The organism is Pseudomonas sp. P2S-1 (genome assembly GCF_057197725.1).
The window spans coordinates 780,734-795,938 of sequence record NZ_CM170068.1 but is presented as its reverse complement, the minus strand read 5'-3'; the positions used below and the strand labels follow the sequence as shown (position 1 = coordinate 795,938).

At 64.9% G+C, this 15,205-nt stretch carries 14 protein-coding genes; 12 read left to right on the top strand and 2 right to left on the bottom strand.

Going from position 1 to position 15,205, the window contains the following annotated elements:
- Positions 1-30: 30 nt before the first annotated feature.
- Complete coding sequence (locus AC2CQI_RS03730) at positions 31-516, bottom strand: Lrp/AsnC family transcriptional regulator (RefSeq protein ID WP_075801845.1); 486 nt, start codon at positions 514-516, stop codon at positions 31-33.
- Positions 517-638: 122 nt separating this feature from the next.
- Here AC2CQI_RS03730 and AC2CQI_RS03725 point away from each other — a divergent pair, with 122 nt between their 5' ends.
- The 3 genes from AC2CQI_RS03725 to AC2CQI_RS03715 all read left to right on the top strand — a co-directional run bounded on the left by AC2CQI_RS03725 (position 639) and on the right by AC2CQI_RS03715 (position 4,461).
- A complete protein-coding gene (locus tag AC2CQI_RS03725) occupies positions 639-1,670 on the top strand; it encodes a histone deacetylase family protein (protein ID WP_075801846.1) in 1,032 nt (343 codons plus the stop codon).
- 66 nt (positions 1,671-1,736) lie between these two features.
- Positions 1,737-3,140 carry an amino acid permease gene (locus tag AC2CQI_RS03720; protein WP_484579212.1) on the top strand — a complete coding sequence of 468 codons (1,404 nt, stop codon included), beginning with the start codon at positions 1,737-1,739 and terminating at the stop codon, positions 3,138-3,140.
- Between the two features lie 103 nt (positions 3,141-3,243).
- On the top strand, positions 3,244-4,461 hold the full coding sequence (locus AC2CQI_RS03715; protein WP_484579211.1) for a DUF3422 domain-containing protein: 1,218 nt from the start codon (positions 3,244-3,246) through the stop codon (positions 4,459-4,461).
- 132 nt (positions 4,462-4,593) lie between these two features.
- Here the strand turns inward: AC2CQI_RS03715 and AC2CQI_RS03710 are convergent, their stop codons facing one another.
- Complete coding sequence (locus AC2CQI_RS03710) at positions 4,594-6,015, bottom strand: amino acid permease (protein ID WP_075801849.1); 1,422 nt, start codon at positions 6,013-6,015, stop codon at positions 4,594-4,596.
- A gap of 454 nt (positions 6,016-6,469) precedes the next feature.
- Here AC2CQI_RS03710 and AC2CQI_RS03705 point away from each other — a divergent pair, with 454 nt between their 5' ends.
- The 9 genes from AC2CQI_RS03705 (at position 6,470) to AC2CQI_RS03665 (ending at position 15,134) form a co-directional block, all read left to right on the top strand.
- Positions 6,470-7,897: an aminotransferase-like domain-containing protein gene (locus AC2CQI_RS03705; protein ID WP_075801850.1), complete on the top strand. Its 1,428-nt coding sequence runs from the start codon at positions 6,470-6,472 to the stop codon at positions 7,895-7,897.
- 168 nt (positions 7,898-8,065) lie between these two features.
- Positions 8,066-8,536, top strand: coding sequence for a FecR domain-containing protein (locus AC2CQI_RS03700; protein WP_075801851.1), 471 nt, complete (start codon positions 8,066-8,068; stop codon positions 8,534-8,536).
- A 101-nt stretch (positions 8,537-8,637) separates the two neighbouring features.
- Positions 8,638-9,396, top strand: coding sequence for a class I SAM-dependent methyltransferase (locus AC2CQI_RS03695; protein WP_484579210.1), 759 nt, complete (start codon positions 8,638-8,640; stop codon positions 9,394-9,396).
- A gap of 313 nt (positions 9,397-9,709) precedes the next feature.
- On the top strand, positions 9,710-10,561 hold the full coding sequence (locus AC2CQI_RS03690) for an STAS domain-containing protein (RefSeq protein ID WP_075801853.1): 852 nt from the start codon (positions 9,710-9,712) through the stop codon (positions 10,559-10,561).
- Positions 10,562-10,565: 4 nt separating this feature from the next.
- A complete protein-coding gene (locus AC2CQI_RS03685) occupies positions 10,566-10,928 on the top strand; it encodes an STAS domain-containing protein (RefSeq protein WP_075801854.1) in 363 nt (120 codons plus the stop codon).
- Positions 10,925-11,329, top strand: coding sequence for an anti-sigma regulatory factor (locus AC2CQI_RS03680; protein ID WP_075801855.1), 405 nt, complete (start codon positions 10,925-10,927; stop codon positions 11,327-11,329). Before AC2CQI_RS03685 ends, AC2CQI_RS03680 begins: the two co-directional genes overlap by 4 nt.
- Positions 11,320-12,336, top strand: coding sequence for an ATP-binding protein (locus tag AC2CQI_RS03675; protein ID WP_178391962.1), 1,017 nt, complete (start codon positions 11,320-11,322; stop codon positions 12,334-12,336). Before AC2CQI_RS03680 ends, AC2CQI_RS03675 begins: the two co-directional genes overlap by 10 nt.
- A complete protein-coding gene (locus tag AC2CQI_RS03670; protein WP_075801856.1) occupies positions 12,329-13,201 on the top strand; it encodes a sensor histidine kinase in 873 nt (290 codons plus the stop codon). Before AC2CQI_RS03675 ends, AC2CQI_RS03670 begins: the two co-directional genes overlap by 8 nt.
- Positions 13,191-15,134, top strand: coding sequence for a response regulator (locus AC2CQI_RS03665; RefSeq protein WP_075801857.1), 1,944 nt, complete (start codon positions 13,191-13,193; stop codon positions 15,132-15,134). Before AC2CQI_RS03670 ends, AC2CQI_RS03665 begins: the two co-directional genes overlap by 11 nt.
- Positions 15,135-15,205 lie beyond the last annotated feature (71 nt).

Genomic DNA, 15,205 nt, shown 5'->3' with positions numbered 1-15,205 from the left:
GCCGGGACGACAACCCGTCCCGGCGAACATTCACTCCGGCACCGGCAAACGCGTCACCGCCTTGACCTCGCGCAACGACAGGCTCGACTGGATCGACGCAATCCCCGGCTGGCGCCGCAGCACGTCCTCGACGAAGCGCCCGTAGCTCTCCAGGTCCGTCGCCACCACCGTCAGCATGTAGTCCGCCTCCCCCGTGACCTTGTGGCACGAGAGCACCTGGGGCAGTGCCTTGATCGCCCGTTCGAACTGGTCCGGCGCATTGTCGGAGACATTACCGAAACGCACCTGGGCGAAGGCCATGACGTCATAGCCCAGTTTCCGGCGATCCAGGTTGGCCTGGTAATCACGGATGATGCCCAGGTCCTCCAGGCGTTTGCGCCGCCGCCAGCACGGGGTCACCGACATCGACAGGCGCTCGCCCAGGGCGGCACTGGACAGGGTGCCGTCCTCCTGCAACAGCCCCAGCAAGGTACGGTCGACACCATCCAGCGACTCGAAAGAACTGTCTTTGCTCACATCACCCACCTCTTGAAATGACTTTGCTCACTTAACCGGATTCCTCGGAAATAAAGCAAAACAATTTCCCGACGCCAGCGCGAAAATCGTCTTCACAACAACACCCCAGTGAGGACACTCCCGTGCTGACCGTTTTCAGTTCCAGCCACCGCCTGCACCACGGCACCGAGCTCAAGGATGGCGCGCTGACGCCGTCCTTCGAAAAACCGCAACGGGCCGAGACCGTCCTGGCCCGGGTGCGCAGCAGCGGCCTGGGCGAGGTGATCGGCGAGCAGCGCCATGACCGCGCCTGCTACGTTGCCGCCCATAGCGAGCGCTATGTGAGTTTCCTGGAAAATGCCTGGAGCGAGTGGTCGGCCACCGGCAAGACCCACGACGCCCTGCCCCTGGTCTGGCCGGTTCGCGACCTGGCCAGCGCCCCGGAACCCGGCTTTATCGACGGCAAGCTGGGCTTCTACGCCATGGACGCCGGCTCGCCGATCACCGCCGGCACCTGGGAAGCGGTGCGCGCCAGCGCCGACGTGGCCCTGACCGCGATGGACAAGGTGCTCGACGGCCATCACAGCGCCTTCGCCCTGTGCCGACCGCCAGGACACCACGCCGCCCGCGAATACATGGGCGGCTATTGCTACCTGAACAACGCCGCCATTGCCGCCGAACGCTGCCTGGCCCAGGGCTCGAAACGGGTCGCCATCCTCGATGTGGACTTCCACCACGGTAACGGCACGCAGAACATCTTCTACGACCGCCCGGACGTGTTCTTCGCCTCGATCCACGGCGACCCGCACGTGTCCTACCCGTACTTCTCCGGCTATGCCGAGGAAACCGGCACCGGTGCAGGCGAAGGCTGCAACGCCAACTACCCGCTGGCCCGCGGCACGACGTGGAGCCGCTTCAGCGAAGCGCTGGACCACGCCCTGGCGCGGATCGTCGCCTACCGCCCGGAGCAACTGATCATCTCCCTCGGCGTCGACACCTTCGAGGACGACCCCATCAGCCATTTCCGCCTGACCAGCGAGGACTTCCTGCGCATGGGCCAGCGCATCGCCGGGGCCGGGCTGCCGACCCTGTTCGTGATGGAAGGCGGCTACATGGTCGACGAGATCGGCATCAACGCGGTGAACACCCTGCAGGGCTTCGAAGCCAACACCTGACGTACCCGCCCCGCCCGCGCCGCGGGGCTTCAACGACCTACTAGAACAACAAAAGAGGTTCGACCAATGCACACGTCATCCGCACGCCCGGAGGCTGCCGGGCATCTGCAACGCACCCTGGAAAACCGCCATATCCAGCTGATCTCCATCGGCGGGGCGATCGGCACCGGGCTGTTCATGGGCTCTGGCAAGATCATCGCCCTGGCTGGCACCTCGATCATCCTGGTCTACGCGATCATCGGCTTCTTCCTGTATTTCGTGATGCGCGCCATGGGCGAGCTGTTGCTCAGCGACCTGCGCTTCAAATCCTTCGCCGATATCGTCGCCGCCTACCTCGGGCCACGGGCCGGCTTCGTCCTCAGTTGGTCGTACTGGCTGAGCTGGAGCGTCGCGGTGGTCGGCGACGTGGTGGTGGTCGCCGGTTTCATGCAGTACTGGTACCCGGACCTGCCAGCGTGGATGCCGGCGTTCTTCACCCTGTTCCTCCTGCTCGGCCTGAACATGCTGGCGGTGCGGATCTTCGGCGAGGTGGAATTCTGGTTCGCGATCATCAAGATCATCGCCATCGTCGCCCTGATCCTCACCGCGCTGGTGATGATCGCCACCGGTTTCACTTCGCCCAACGGCGTGCAGGCGTCACTCGGGCATATGGCAACCCCGGGGGCGATCTTTCCCCACGGCCTGAGCGGCTTCTTCGCCGGCTTCCAGATCGCCGTATTCTCCTTCGCCGGCACCGAGCTGATCGGCACCACTGCCGCCGAAGCCAAGAACCCGGAGCGCACCCTGCCCAAGGCGATCAACACCATCCCGGCGCGGATCCTGCTGTTCTACATCCTTGCGCTGGTGTGCATCATCAGCGTGGTGTCCTGGGCCGAAGTGCCGGCCAACCGCAGCCCCTTCGTCGAGCTGTTCCTGCTCGCCGGCTTCCCTGCCGCCGCCGGGATGATCAACTTCGTGGTGCTGACCTCGGCGGCGTCTTCGGCCAACAGCGGCGTGTATTCCGGCTGCCGGATGCTCTTCGGCCTGGCCGAGCGGCGCAACGCTCCGGGGATCTTCGGGCGCCTGTCCACGCTCAGTGTGCCGGTGTACAGCCTGCTGTTCTCGGGGGTGTGCATGCTGGTGGGCCTGACCCTGCTGTTCGTGATTCCCGAGGTGATGACGGTGTTCACCCTGATCTCCACGGTGTCGGCGGTGCTGGTGCTGTTTACCTGGTCGATGATCCTGATCGCCTATATCGCCTATCGCCGGGCCAATCCGGCGGCGCACCAGCGCTCCCGTTTCAAGCTGCCGGGCGGCGTGCCGATGGCCGTAGCGACCCTGGGCTTCCTGCTGTTCGTCCTGTCGCTGCTGGCCCTGGAAGCCGATACCCGCGCGGCGCTGCTGGCCATGCCGTTCTGGTTCGTGTTCCTGCTGCTGATGTATCGCCGGCGCAGCAGCAAAAGCGCGGCCGGGCAGTTGAACAACGCCTGAGCCCGACCTGCGACATTTCGCCCGGGTCACAGGACGTGACCCGCTGGCGAGCCGTGGTTGTCTCCCTCTTTACGACAACAATCACAACAACACGGCTGACCCCATGCATCCGCAACGCACTGCCTTGCACAACGAGCTGCACGCCCGCCCGTCGCTGTATTTCGACGCGCCGGCCCATGTCTTCCACCTGGCCTTCGTCGGCACCGCGCAGCAGTGCGACGCCCTGCTCCGCCGCTGCTGCCCGGATGCGGGCAATACCGATGCGGTTCAGGGCATTACCCGCTTCGATGGCTGCCCATTCAAGTGGGAGCGGCATTCCGAGTTCTTTACCCTGACCCTGGTGCGTCCGGCCGACAGCAGCGCGCCGGACTGGAGCGAACTGCCCGCCGCCCTCGCCGAAGCCATCGCCCCCTGGCGTGACCTGATCATCAATGCCATGCAGGTGCTGGTGCGCGAGGAAGACGGGCTGCAACTGGCCCGGTATGGCTTCAAGGACCCGGCCGGTTCCAGCGTCGGCGGCGGCGATGCCGTGGCGTGGAGCGACTTTCGCCTCGACGAACAGGGCAATAATCGCCTGCTGTTCGTCAATCGCCGCCTGAATGCCTACCGCCTGGGCCGGATGATCCGCCGCCTGCTGGAAATCGAGACCTACCGGATGATGGCGTCACTGGCGTTGAGCACGGCCAAGGAGCTGGGCCCGCAACTGGATGGCTTCGACCGTACGCTGGTGTACCTGTCGCAGCGCAACGCCGGGGCCAGCGGGGTACAAGCCAAGGTGTTGCTGGAGGATATCGCCGAGCTGTCACGCCAGGTGGTGGCCGGGACGGTGAAGAGCCGGCATCGCTTCAGCGCGACCCAGGCCTATGCGCAACTGGTGTTCGAGCGGTTGGCGGAGTTGCGTGAAGGGCATGTGGATGATTGCCAGCGCCTGGGCATCTTCATCGAGCGGCGCTTCAAGCCGACGGTGCGCTATTGCGCGGCGACGGAACAGCGCCTGGATCACCTGGCCAAGGGCGTGGCCAACCTCGGCGACCTGCTGCAGGCGCGGGTGCAGGTGGAGATGGAGGAACAGAACGTGGAGATCCTGCGCGGGCTGAATGCCCGGGCGGAGTCGCAGATCAAGATCCAGCGGGCGGTTGAAGGCTTGTCGATCATTGCGATCACCTATTACTTGCTGAGCCTGTTCAAGCTGCTGTATGCGGGGCTGGATACCCTTGGGGCGCATATTGCGCCGAAGGATGCCCTGGTGGGGCTGGCGCCGGTGGTGGGGTTGATCCTGGGGGTGATCCTGTTGCGGATCAGGAAGGCCAAGCAGCATTGAAATCTCAAGGCTGATGGAAAACCCTGTGGGAGCTGGCTTGCCAGCGATTTGGCCGGCACTGACGAAGATGTTGTCAGGTCGGGCCTCATCGCTGGCAAGCCAGCTCCCACAGGGTCAGCGGCGCCTAAGCGATCAGGCAGCAGCCTGCTTCAGGGCGCGCTGGTGCACGATCACACCGATCAGCGCCACGACAATCGCCGCCACGCCGGTGGACACCACCAGCACCTGGTACTCCTCGACGAACGCCATGGTCACCAGGCAGCCGACGATGAACACGATGCTCAGGTAGGTCAGCCACGGGAACAGCCACATTTTCAGGCGGATCTGCTTGCCTTCGGCTTCCAGCTTGCGGCGCATCTTCAGTTGCGAGCAGGCGATCACCAGGTAGACGAGCATGGCGATCATGCCGGTGGTGTTCATCAGGGTGTCCAGCACGTCCTTCGGACGCAGGGCCTCGTTGAAGTTGATCAGGGCGCAGATGATCGCGATCGAGCACGAGCCGATGATGGCGAATACCGGTACGCCGGTGCCGGCACGGGTCATCTTGAAGATCTTCGGCGCGTCGCCACGGGTGGCCAGGGAGAACAGCATGCGCGACGCGGTGTAGTGGGCCGAGATCAGGCAGCTGCTGACCGAGGTCAGGACCACGAAGTTCATCACGAACTCGGCGCCCGGGATGCCCAGCAGTTCCAGGGTACGGCGGTACGAGCCATAGCCCGAGGTGCCCATCAGCGGGTCGTTCCACGGTACCAGGCAGACGATCAGGAAGATCGAGCCGATGTAGAACAGGCACACGCGCCAGACAACGGAGTTGGTCGCTTTGACGATCTGACCAGCCGGGTCTTTCGACTCGGAAGCGGCGATGGTGACGATTTCCGCACCGAGGAAGGCGAACATCGCCCCGAGCATCGCCACCACCACCGACTCGATGCCGTTGGGCATGAAGCCGCCATGGGCAGTCAGGTTGGCCATGCCGCTGACTTCACCGGTTGGCCAGAAGTTCATCACTGCCGCCGTGCACACCACCAGGAAGCAGACGATCGCCACCACCTTGATCAGGGCGAACCAGAACTCGAACTCGCCGTAATGCTTGACGTTGAAGAAGTTGACGCAGATCAGCGCCAGGGTCGCCATCAGGACGAAACTGTTGATGCTGACCGAGGGGAACCAGCCATGCAGGATCTTGCCGGCGACGTAGGCTTCCCAGGCCATCAGGATCACCCAGTAACCCCAGTACAACCAGCCGATGGTGAAGCCCGCCCAGCGCCCGATGGCACGTTCGGCATAGGTGGAGAAGGAGCCGGTGTCCGGCGAGGAGGTCGCCATCTCACCGAGCATGCGCATGATCAGCACCACCAGGATACCGCCGGCGAGGTACGCCAGCACTGCAGCCGGGCCGGCGCTGTGGATCACGCTGCCGGAACCGACGAACAGTGCGCCGCCGATGACCCCGGCGATCGACATCATGGTCAGGTGGCGCGATTTGAGCGAAGCCGCCAGCTTGCTCTCGTTCTCCGACTTCGCTGCCGAAGTCGATGTGGATGTTGCGTCCATCAGTGGTCTACCCCGTGTTCTTTTTATCCAAGGAAACTCGACAGGGGCGCGACCTGAGGTCGCACCCCTTGTTGCATCAGCTGCTCTGATTTGACGTGCACGACGCTGCCGGAGCCGACGAACGGCTATGTGCTGGCAGCTTGTTGTCGCGCCCGGGCTCGTCCGCTAAGCCCGGAAAGTTACTGCGAAGACACTGCGCACGGCCCTTGCGGGCAACGGCAACAGCGGGTGAGACGCGGAGAATGATCCCCGCCTCGGGAATTTGTGGTCCGACGAGCGGTTGTTCATGAAGCTTCACGGCTTTGATCTAGCGGTAACTGATACCTAATGTAAAAATGTCCGGCCTCAAGAGCCATGCACAGTGCCCACTGATTGTCACTGCACTGTACAGGTCGTCATTGCAATACAGCGCATGCGCGGCCGGCGTTACGCTCACCCAAGGCACCGTTTTCCCATGTTCGAACTCCGCCCCGACGCCTCGCCTCCCCTGGTCAACCAGATCATCAACGGACTGCGCGACGCGATCGAGAACCAGACCCTCAAGCCCGGCGCCAAGGTGCCGTCGATCCGCGCGTTCGCGGCGAAATACTCGGTGAGCACCTTCACCGTGGTGGAAGCCTACGACCGCCTGGTGGCCCAGGGCCTGCTGGTCAGCCGCGGCACCGCCGGGTTCTTCGTCAACCGCGCCGCCGGCGACCTGCTGGAGGCCCAGGCCAGCGAGCCGGACACGGCCAAGCCGGCGTTCAACTCCGAGTGGTACCTGCAACAGATCTTCGAGAGCCGGCAACTGGCGTTCAAGCCAGGCTGCGGCTGGCTGCCCAACGACTGGATGTTCGAGGACGGCCTGCGCCGCGGGCTGCGCCAGGTCGCCAGCAGCGTGCTGGAACTGAGCGGCTACGGCGACCCCATGGGCCTGGCCGAACTGCGCACCCTGACCGCGCAGAACCTGCAGCAGGACCTGCGCATCGTCGTGCCGCCCAACCAGCTGATGCTCACCCACGGCGCCAGCCAGGCCCTCGACCTCGCGGTGCGGACCCTGGTGCGCCCCGGGGACGTGGTGCTGGTGGATGACCCCGGTTACCCCAACCTGATGAGCATCCTGCGTTTCCAGGGCGCGACCCTGGTCGGCGTGCCGCGCACGCCCAACGGCTACGACCTCGATCACCTGGAGCGCCTGCTCGACCAATACCGGCCGACGGTGTTCTTCACCCAGCCGCACCTGCACAGCCCGACCTGCACCCGCACGCCGCTGGTACAGCTGCACCGCCTGCTGCAACTGGCGACCCAGCATGGTTTCCGCCTGGTGGAGAACAACCTCTACGCCGACATGATCGAGGAGCCCCTGCCCTGCCTGACCAGCCTCGACCACCTGCAGCAGGTGGTGTACGTCGGCAGCTACTCGAAAAGCATCTCGCCCAACGTGCGGGTCGGCTACATGCTGGCCAACCCGGAGCTGATGCAGCAGTTGCTGCAACTGAAGATGCGTTCGGGGCTGACCACCTCCCAGGTGATGGAACGGGTGGTGTATGCGGCGATCACCGACGGGCGCTGGCGCAAGCACCTCAAGCGCCTGCGCCAGCGTCTGGCCGAAGCGCACCAGGAAGTGGGCCGGCAACTGGCGCGGCTGGGTTTCGAGCGCTTTATCGACAGCGACGAAGGCATGTACATCTGGACCCGCCACCCGGCCATCCCCGACAGCGCCGCGCTGCTCGACGACGCGCTGGACCAGGGCATCATGCTCGGGCCAGGGCAGTTGTTCATGGTCGATAGCCAGGCGACCGGGTGGATGCGGTTCAATGTGGCGTTCAGTACCGATCCGGCGTTGTGGGAGCAGTTGGAGAAGCTGCTGGTCAAGCATATTCGAGCGGTGAAAGACCGCTAGACCTTCTTCGCTTGGTCCGGCCTCATCGCTGGCAAGCCAGCTCCCACAGGGTTCGGCAGCGCCGCGGACACTGTGGGAGCTGGCTTGCCAGCGATGAGGCCCTCCAGAGCAACAGATGATCCGGCAGGTGGTCTACCTTTCTCCAAGGCCCCGACACAGACCGCCCCCATGTCCCGATCCTCCTACAACCGCACCACCACCGCCCTCGGCATGGCCGCGCTGATCCTGGCCTCGGCCCTGCTCGGCCTGCCCTACTGGCGCGAGGAGTTCGCCATGGCCGACCTCAGCACCGGCAGCGGCGAGACCCATAGCGAACGGCTCGCCGACGGCAGCCAGCTGACGTTGTCCGCCGACTCCTCGGTTACCCTGCAATTCAGCGAAGATCCCCACCAGATCCACCTGATCGCCGGCCAGATCCTCCTGGAAGCCGGCTCCTCTCCGCTCCAGGTCATCACCCCGCAAACCCGCATCGACACCCATGACGCCCACCTGCAGATCGAATATTTGCAAGGCACCACCCGCATCCGCCAGCTTGCCGGCAGCAGCCGGATCGGCGATCAGCTGACCCTGAACGCCCACCAGCAGGTGCAGGTGACCGACGCCGGCATCGAGCCGGTGCAGGCGACCTCGTCGCAATAAGTGCAGTTCCTGTCGCCGGGGGCAGAAAAAGGTCGAATGTCCGCTTGCGAAAGCGCGCGCTAGGATCGGCGGATCCAAAAAGAAAGACAGAGGCCGGTTTCATGACAAGCGCGACATTCAAGGATCATTTCTCCAGCGGCTCGGCCGGTTACGCGGCCTATCGTCCGAGCTACCCGCTGGAACTGATCGACGAACTGACCAGCATCAGTCCCGGCACCGGCCGGGTGCTGGACTGCGGTTGCGGCACCGGGCAACTGTCGGTGCTGCTGGCCGAGCGTTTCGACGAGGTCATCGCCACCGACGCCAGCGCCGCGCAGATTGCTGCCGCCGAGCCCCGCGAAGGCGTGGTCTACCGCACCGCCCTGGCCGAAGACAGCGGCCTGGCGGACGCCAGCGTCGACCTGATCACCGTGGCCCAGGCCGCCCACTGGCTGGATCTGGACAAGTTCTACGCCGAAGCCCGGCGCATCGCCCGGCCACAGGCGGCCGTGGCCCTGATCACCTATGGCGTGCTGCACCTGGAAGGCGGGCTGGACCGGCACCTGCACGATTTCTACTACCAGGCCATCGCGCCCTACTGGCCGGCGGAGCGCCGCCATGTGGAAACCGGCTACCGCGACCTGCCCTTCCCCTTTACACCCATCGAGGTGCCGCCCCAGGTGATCGAGATGCGCTGGACCTTGCCGCAACTGGTGGGCTACCTGAATACCTGGTCGGCGGTGAAGGCAGCGCAGCGGGCGCTGGGAGTCAATCCGGTGGACGCCCTGGCCAAGGCGCTGGGTGAGGAATGGGGTGATCCGGCAACGCGGCGGCTGGTGACCTGGCCGCTGACCCTCCGCGCTGGACGCCTCCACGACTAACCTGTGGGAGCTGCGGTTCGGCGCTCCGACTTGCCAGCGATTTGGCCGGTACTGACAAAGGTGTTGTCAGGTCTGACCTCATCGCTGGCAAGTCGGAGCGCCGAACCGCAGCTCCCACAGGGTTCTCGGCAATCCGCAGAAATGTGAACAAAATCTCCTCTTCCCCCACGGAACCATTTGCACAGCGCAATGATCCGAGTTCAATTCCCACGGATACTGGCAATCCGCCCAGCACTTTTTCCCAAGGCAGTGCTACTGTCCAAAAGCCGGCACACACAGAGAACCGGCCATCATTCCCAGGAGCAACACGCACATGGCAGCACTCAGTTCCAGCACGCTCGACGCGATCAAGGCCCAGCGCACCCAACTGCTCGGGGAATGGACCCGGGACCTGGAGGACAAGGGCGCCACGCGCAACCTCAAGGAACAGGACCTGCAGCAACAGACCAGCGAATTCCTCCAATTGCTGATCAGCAGCATGGAAACCAGGACCGGCGAGAACATCAACACCACCGGCTGGGACGAGATCCGCCAGTTCCTCGAAAAACTCTCCAACAGCCGCGCCCTGCTCGGCCACGACTCGCACCAGACCGCCTATTTCATCTTCGCCCTCAAGGGCCCGCTGTTCGCCCTGCTGCAAAAGCACTTCAGCGACGAACCGGCAACCCTGGCCGAACAGCTCTGGGCGATCTCGGAACTGCTCGACTCCCTGGGCATGCACACCATCCGCACCTTCCAGCGCTCGCGCGAGGCGGTGATCAAGCGCCAGCAGGAAGAACTGCTGGAGCTCTCGACCCCGGTGGTCAAGCTCTGGGATGGCATCCTCGCCCTGCCGATGATCGGCACCCTCGACTCCCAGCGCACCCAGGTGGTGATGGAGTCGCTGCTGCAACGCATCGTCGATACCGGCGCGGAAATCGCCATCGTCGATATCACCGGCGTGCCGACCGTCGACACCCTGGTGGCCCAGCACCTGCTCAAAACCGTCACCGCCATCCGCCTGATGGGTGCGGACTGCATCATCAGCGGCGTGCGTCCGCAGATCGCCCAGACCATCGTCCACCTCGGCCTCGACCTGCAGGGCGTGACCACCAAGGCCAACCTGGCCGACGCCCTCAAGCTCGCGCTGTCGCGCCTCGGCGTCAGCGCCGTGAAAGCGGGCTGAAGCCATGGAACGCATCCCGATCCTGCAAATGGGCGAGTACCTGCTGGTGACCATCCAGGTCGACATGCATGACCAGCTCGCCCTCACCCTCCAGGAAGACCTGGCCGAACGCATCAGCCGCACGTCGGCCAAGGGCGTGCTCATCGATATTTCCGCGCTGGACATGGTCGATTCCTTTATCGGCCGGATGATCGGCACCATCTCCGGGCTGTCGCGGATCATGGACGCGCAGACCGTGCTGGTGGGCATGCAGCCTTCGGTGGCGATCACCCTGGTGGAACTGGGCATGACCCTGCCGGGGGTGAGCACCGCGCTCAACGTCGAGCGCGGCATGCAGAAACTTCGCGACCGGATAGCACACTCATGAACCTGCGCAGCAGCGGCACCCAGGCAGTGCGCCTGGAGCAGGACGTGGTCCTGGCCCGGCAGACCGCACGCAAGCTGGCCACCGAGTGCGGCATGCGCCTGATCGACCAGACCAAGCTGGTCACCGCGGTCAGCGAGCTGGCGCGCAACACCGTGGTCTATGGCGGCGGTGGCGATATGGACTGGCAAGTGCTGGAAGACATCGGCCGGGTCGGCCTGCGCCTGAGCTTCCGCGACCAGGGCCCGGGCATTGCCGATATCCGCCTGGCCATGACCGACGGCTGGACCTCCGGCGGCGGCCTCGGCCTGGGCCTGACCGGCGCCAAGCGCCTGGTAGACGAATTCGACCTGCAAACCGCGCCCGGCGAGGGCACCTGCGTGACGATTACCCGATGGACTTGAGCTTTGATGGATCGCCAACCCAGGTGTTGGCAATCGAAGATGATTCACAGGTTGGCCATGCCCGGCGCACCGCGCAGCAACTGGTGCAACTGCATCGCTTCAATGATACCGATGCCGGTCGGGTAGCACTGGTGGTGACCGAGTTGGCGAGCAATCTGCTCAAGCACGCCGGCAGCGGCGAACTGCACCTGCGCATGCTGCCGCGACCTGGCGCCACCGGCTTCGAGGTGCTGTCCGTTGATCGGGCCAGCGGCTTCGACCGCGACGCCTGCATGATCGACGGCTTCTCCACCGGCGGCACCCAGGGCATCGGTCTGGGCGCGGTAGCCCGGCAGTCCGATGTGTTCGACATGCACACCGACGAGCGTGGCACCGTATTGCTGGCGCGGATATTCCGCTCCAACGACCGGGACGCGGATATTCCCTACGGCATCAGCCAGCATTCCTTGTACAACGACCCACGTTGCGGCGATAGCTGGTTCCTGGCCTTCGCCGACCATCGAATCAGCGCCATGGTGGTAGACGGCCTGGGTCACGGGGTAGAAGCGGAACACGCCGCGTTGCACGGCCGCGAGGCGTTCGCGCTGCAACCATTCATGGCACCCGAGCGCCTCATGGAAGAGATGCACGAGGCCATGCGCGGCACTCGCGGCGGAGCGGTGGCCTTCGCCCAGTTCGACGATGCGCACGACCAGATCCGCTTTACCGGCATTGGCAATATCAACGCCAGCCTGGTCAATCCGGAGAAAGCCCGCGGCCTGACCTCCCACGCCGGCATCGTCGGCGCCCAGTACCGCAAGGTGCAGACCTTCGACTACGCTGGCGTGAGGGGCAACCTGCTGATCCTGCACAGCGACGGCCTGCAATCGCGCTGGAACCTGCGCGACTACCCCGGCCTGCTGCAACGCCACCCGGCGGTGATCGCCACGGTGCTGCACCGCGATTTCAACCGGGGTCGCGACGATGTGACCGTGCTGGTGGTAGCCCTGGAGACCGTCGATGACTGATTTGTCCAACCTCACTGCCGAGCAGCGCGCCCTGTTCGAGCGCCTGCAGGGCGAAACCGATGCCCTGCGCGCCGAACTCGACGAAACCAACCAGGGCGTGCTGGCCCTGTATTCCGAGCTGGACATGCAGGCCGAGCAACTGCGCCAGGCTTCCGACCTGAAAAGCCGCTTCCTGTCCTACATGAGCCATGAATTCCGCACCCCGCTGGGCTCGATCCTGAGCATCACCAGCCTGCTCGCCGACGAACTGGACGGCCCGCTGAGCCCCGAGCAGCACAAGCAGGTGGCTTTCGTCAGCAATGCCACCCGCGAGCTCAGCGACATGGTCGACGACCTGCTGGACCTCGCCAAGATCGAGGCCGGGCGCATCACCATCTCGCCGGGCTGGTTCGACATGCTCGACCTGTTCGCCGCCCTGCGCGGCATGTTCCGGCCGATCGTCAACAGCGCCAACGTGGACCTGATCTTCGAGGAACCCACCGGCCTGCCGCGGCTCTATACCGATGACAAGAAGCTGGCGCAGATCCTGCGCAACTTCATTTCCAACTCGCTGAAGTTCACCACCAGCGGCGAGGTGCGGGTCTCGGCCAGCCTGGAAGACCGCGACCGGATCCGCTTTGCGGTGACCGATACCGGCATCGGCATCGCCCCGGAACTGCACGGGGCGCTGTTCGAGGACTTTTCCCAGGTCGATTCGCCACTGCAGAAGCGCCTGCGTGGCACGGGCCTGGGCCTGTCGCTGTGCAAACGCTTCGCCGAGCTGCTGGGCGGTGAAGTCGGGGTGAGCAGCGAACCCGGGGTCGGCTCGACCTTCTTCGTGATCATCCCCCTGGCCATGGCCACGGAGGCCGTCGATGAAACGTGATCTGCGCCTGCTGATCGTCGATGACAACATTGCCACACGCTATGCCCTGCGCCGTCGCCTCGACCGCCAGGGCTACACGGTGCTGGAGGCCGGTACCGGCGGAGAAGGCCTGGCGCTGATCGAGAACGAACGCCTCGATGCGCTGATCCTCGACGTCAACCTGCCGGACATGAGCGGCTTCGATATCGTCCGCACCCTGCGTGCCGACCCGCGCACGGCCTTGCTGCCGGTGATCCACGTCTCGGCGGCGTCGATCCAGACCGGCGATATCATCACCGGCCTGGATGCCGGCGCCGACGCCTACCTGATCCACCCGGTCGATGCCGATGTATTGCTCGCCACCCTGCGCACCCTGCTGCGGGTGCGCGACACGGAAAACGCCCTGCGCGAGAGCGAATTGCGCTTTCGCGAGATCTTCGCCAACGTCTCGGCTCCGATCGCCGTGCTTGACGCCAACCTGACCATCCACGAATGCAACCAGGCGTTCGCCCAGCTGCTCGAAGGCGTCAGCGACCCGCAGACCCCACGGGAATGCCTGGATGACAACGAGCCTTCGGTGATCGGTGAACTGCGCCTGCGCCTGGCCGATGGCGAGCGCTGGAAAGGCACGCTGAACATGCGGGTCAAGGGTGAACTGCGCGAGACCGAATGGCAGATCTCGCCTTACCGCACCCCGGGCTCCAGCCTGGTCTTCGTCGAGGACGTCACCGAGCACCGCCATCGCGAGCGCTCGCACCAGGCCCAGCTCGACGATGCCAACAGCCAGCTGGCCAAGGAAGTGGCGGTGCGCGCGCGCACCGAAGAGCAACTGCTCCAGGCGCAGAAAATGGACGCCCTGGGCAAGCTTACCGGCGGTATCGCCCACGACTTCAACAACATGCTCACCGGGATCATCACCAGCCTGGAACTGATCGGCAAACAGGCCGGTGTCCAGGCTTCGCCGAAACTGCAGATCTACGCCGAGGCCGCGCTCGCCTCGGCCACCAGCGCGGCGTCCCTGACCCACCGCCTGCTCGCCTTCGCCCGCCAGCAGCCGCTGGACACCCGCCCGGTGGACATCAACGAACACGTACGCTCGCTGGAAGACCTGCTGATCCGCACCATCGGCGAACGTATCGTGCTCAAGCTGGAGTTGACCAACCAGCCGGCCATCGCCCTGGTCGACCCAGTGCAACTGGAAAGTGCCGTGCTCAACCTGGCGATCAACGCCCGCGACGCCCTGCCCCAGGGAGGGCATATCTGGATCAGCACCTATGCCGCGTACTCCCGCGGCAACCCGAAGATGCAGGATGGTGCCTATGTCTCGCTGTCGGTACGCGACGACGGTATCGGCATCGACCACAGCGTGATCGACAAGGTCTTCGAACCCTTCTTCACCACCAAGCCGCTGGGCCAGGGCACCGGGCTGGGGCTCTCGACCATCTACGGCTTCGCCCGCCAGTCTGGCGGCGATGCGCATATCCGCAGCGTGATGGGCCGGGGCACCGAAGTGACCCTGCTGCTGCCGGCGGCCAACGAAGTGCCGGGGTCGCCGCCGGAGCCCCAGGGCAACGTCGATCCGCAGGGCCAGGGCGAACATATCCTGATCGTCGAGGACATGGCCTCGGTGCGCCTGTTCGTCAGCGAAGTGCTGCTCGATGCCGGTTATCGCTGTACCACGGTGGAAAGCATCGAACTGGCCCTGGAGCATCTGCAAAAGGATGCGTCCATCGACCTGCTGCTGACCGATGTCGGCCTGCCGCGCATGAGCGGGCGGGAACTGGCGGACGTGGCCCGGGGCTGGCGGGCGGGACTGCCGGTGCTGTTCATGACCGGGTATGCGCAAACCGCACTGAATCGCCAGGCGTTCCTGGCGCCGGGGATGGACATGCTGTTCAAGCCGTTCCAGATCGGCGAGTTGCTGGAGAAGGTGCGGCGGGTGCTGGAGGGCTAGGTTGCCTGCTCGGACCTCATCGCTGGCAAGCCAGCTCCCACAGGGATCGCATGCACCGCTAACCCTGTGGG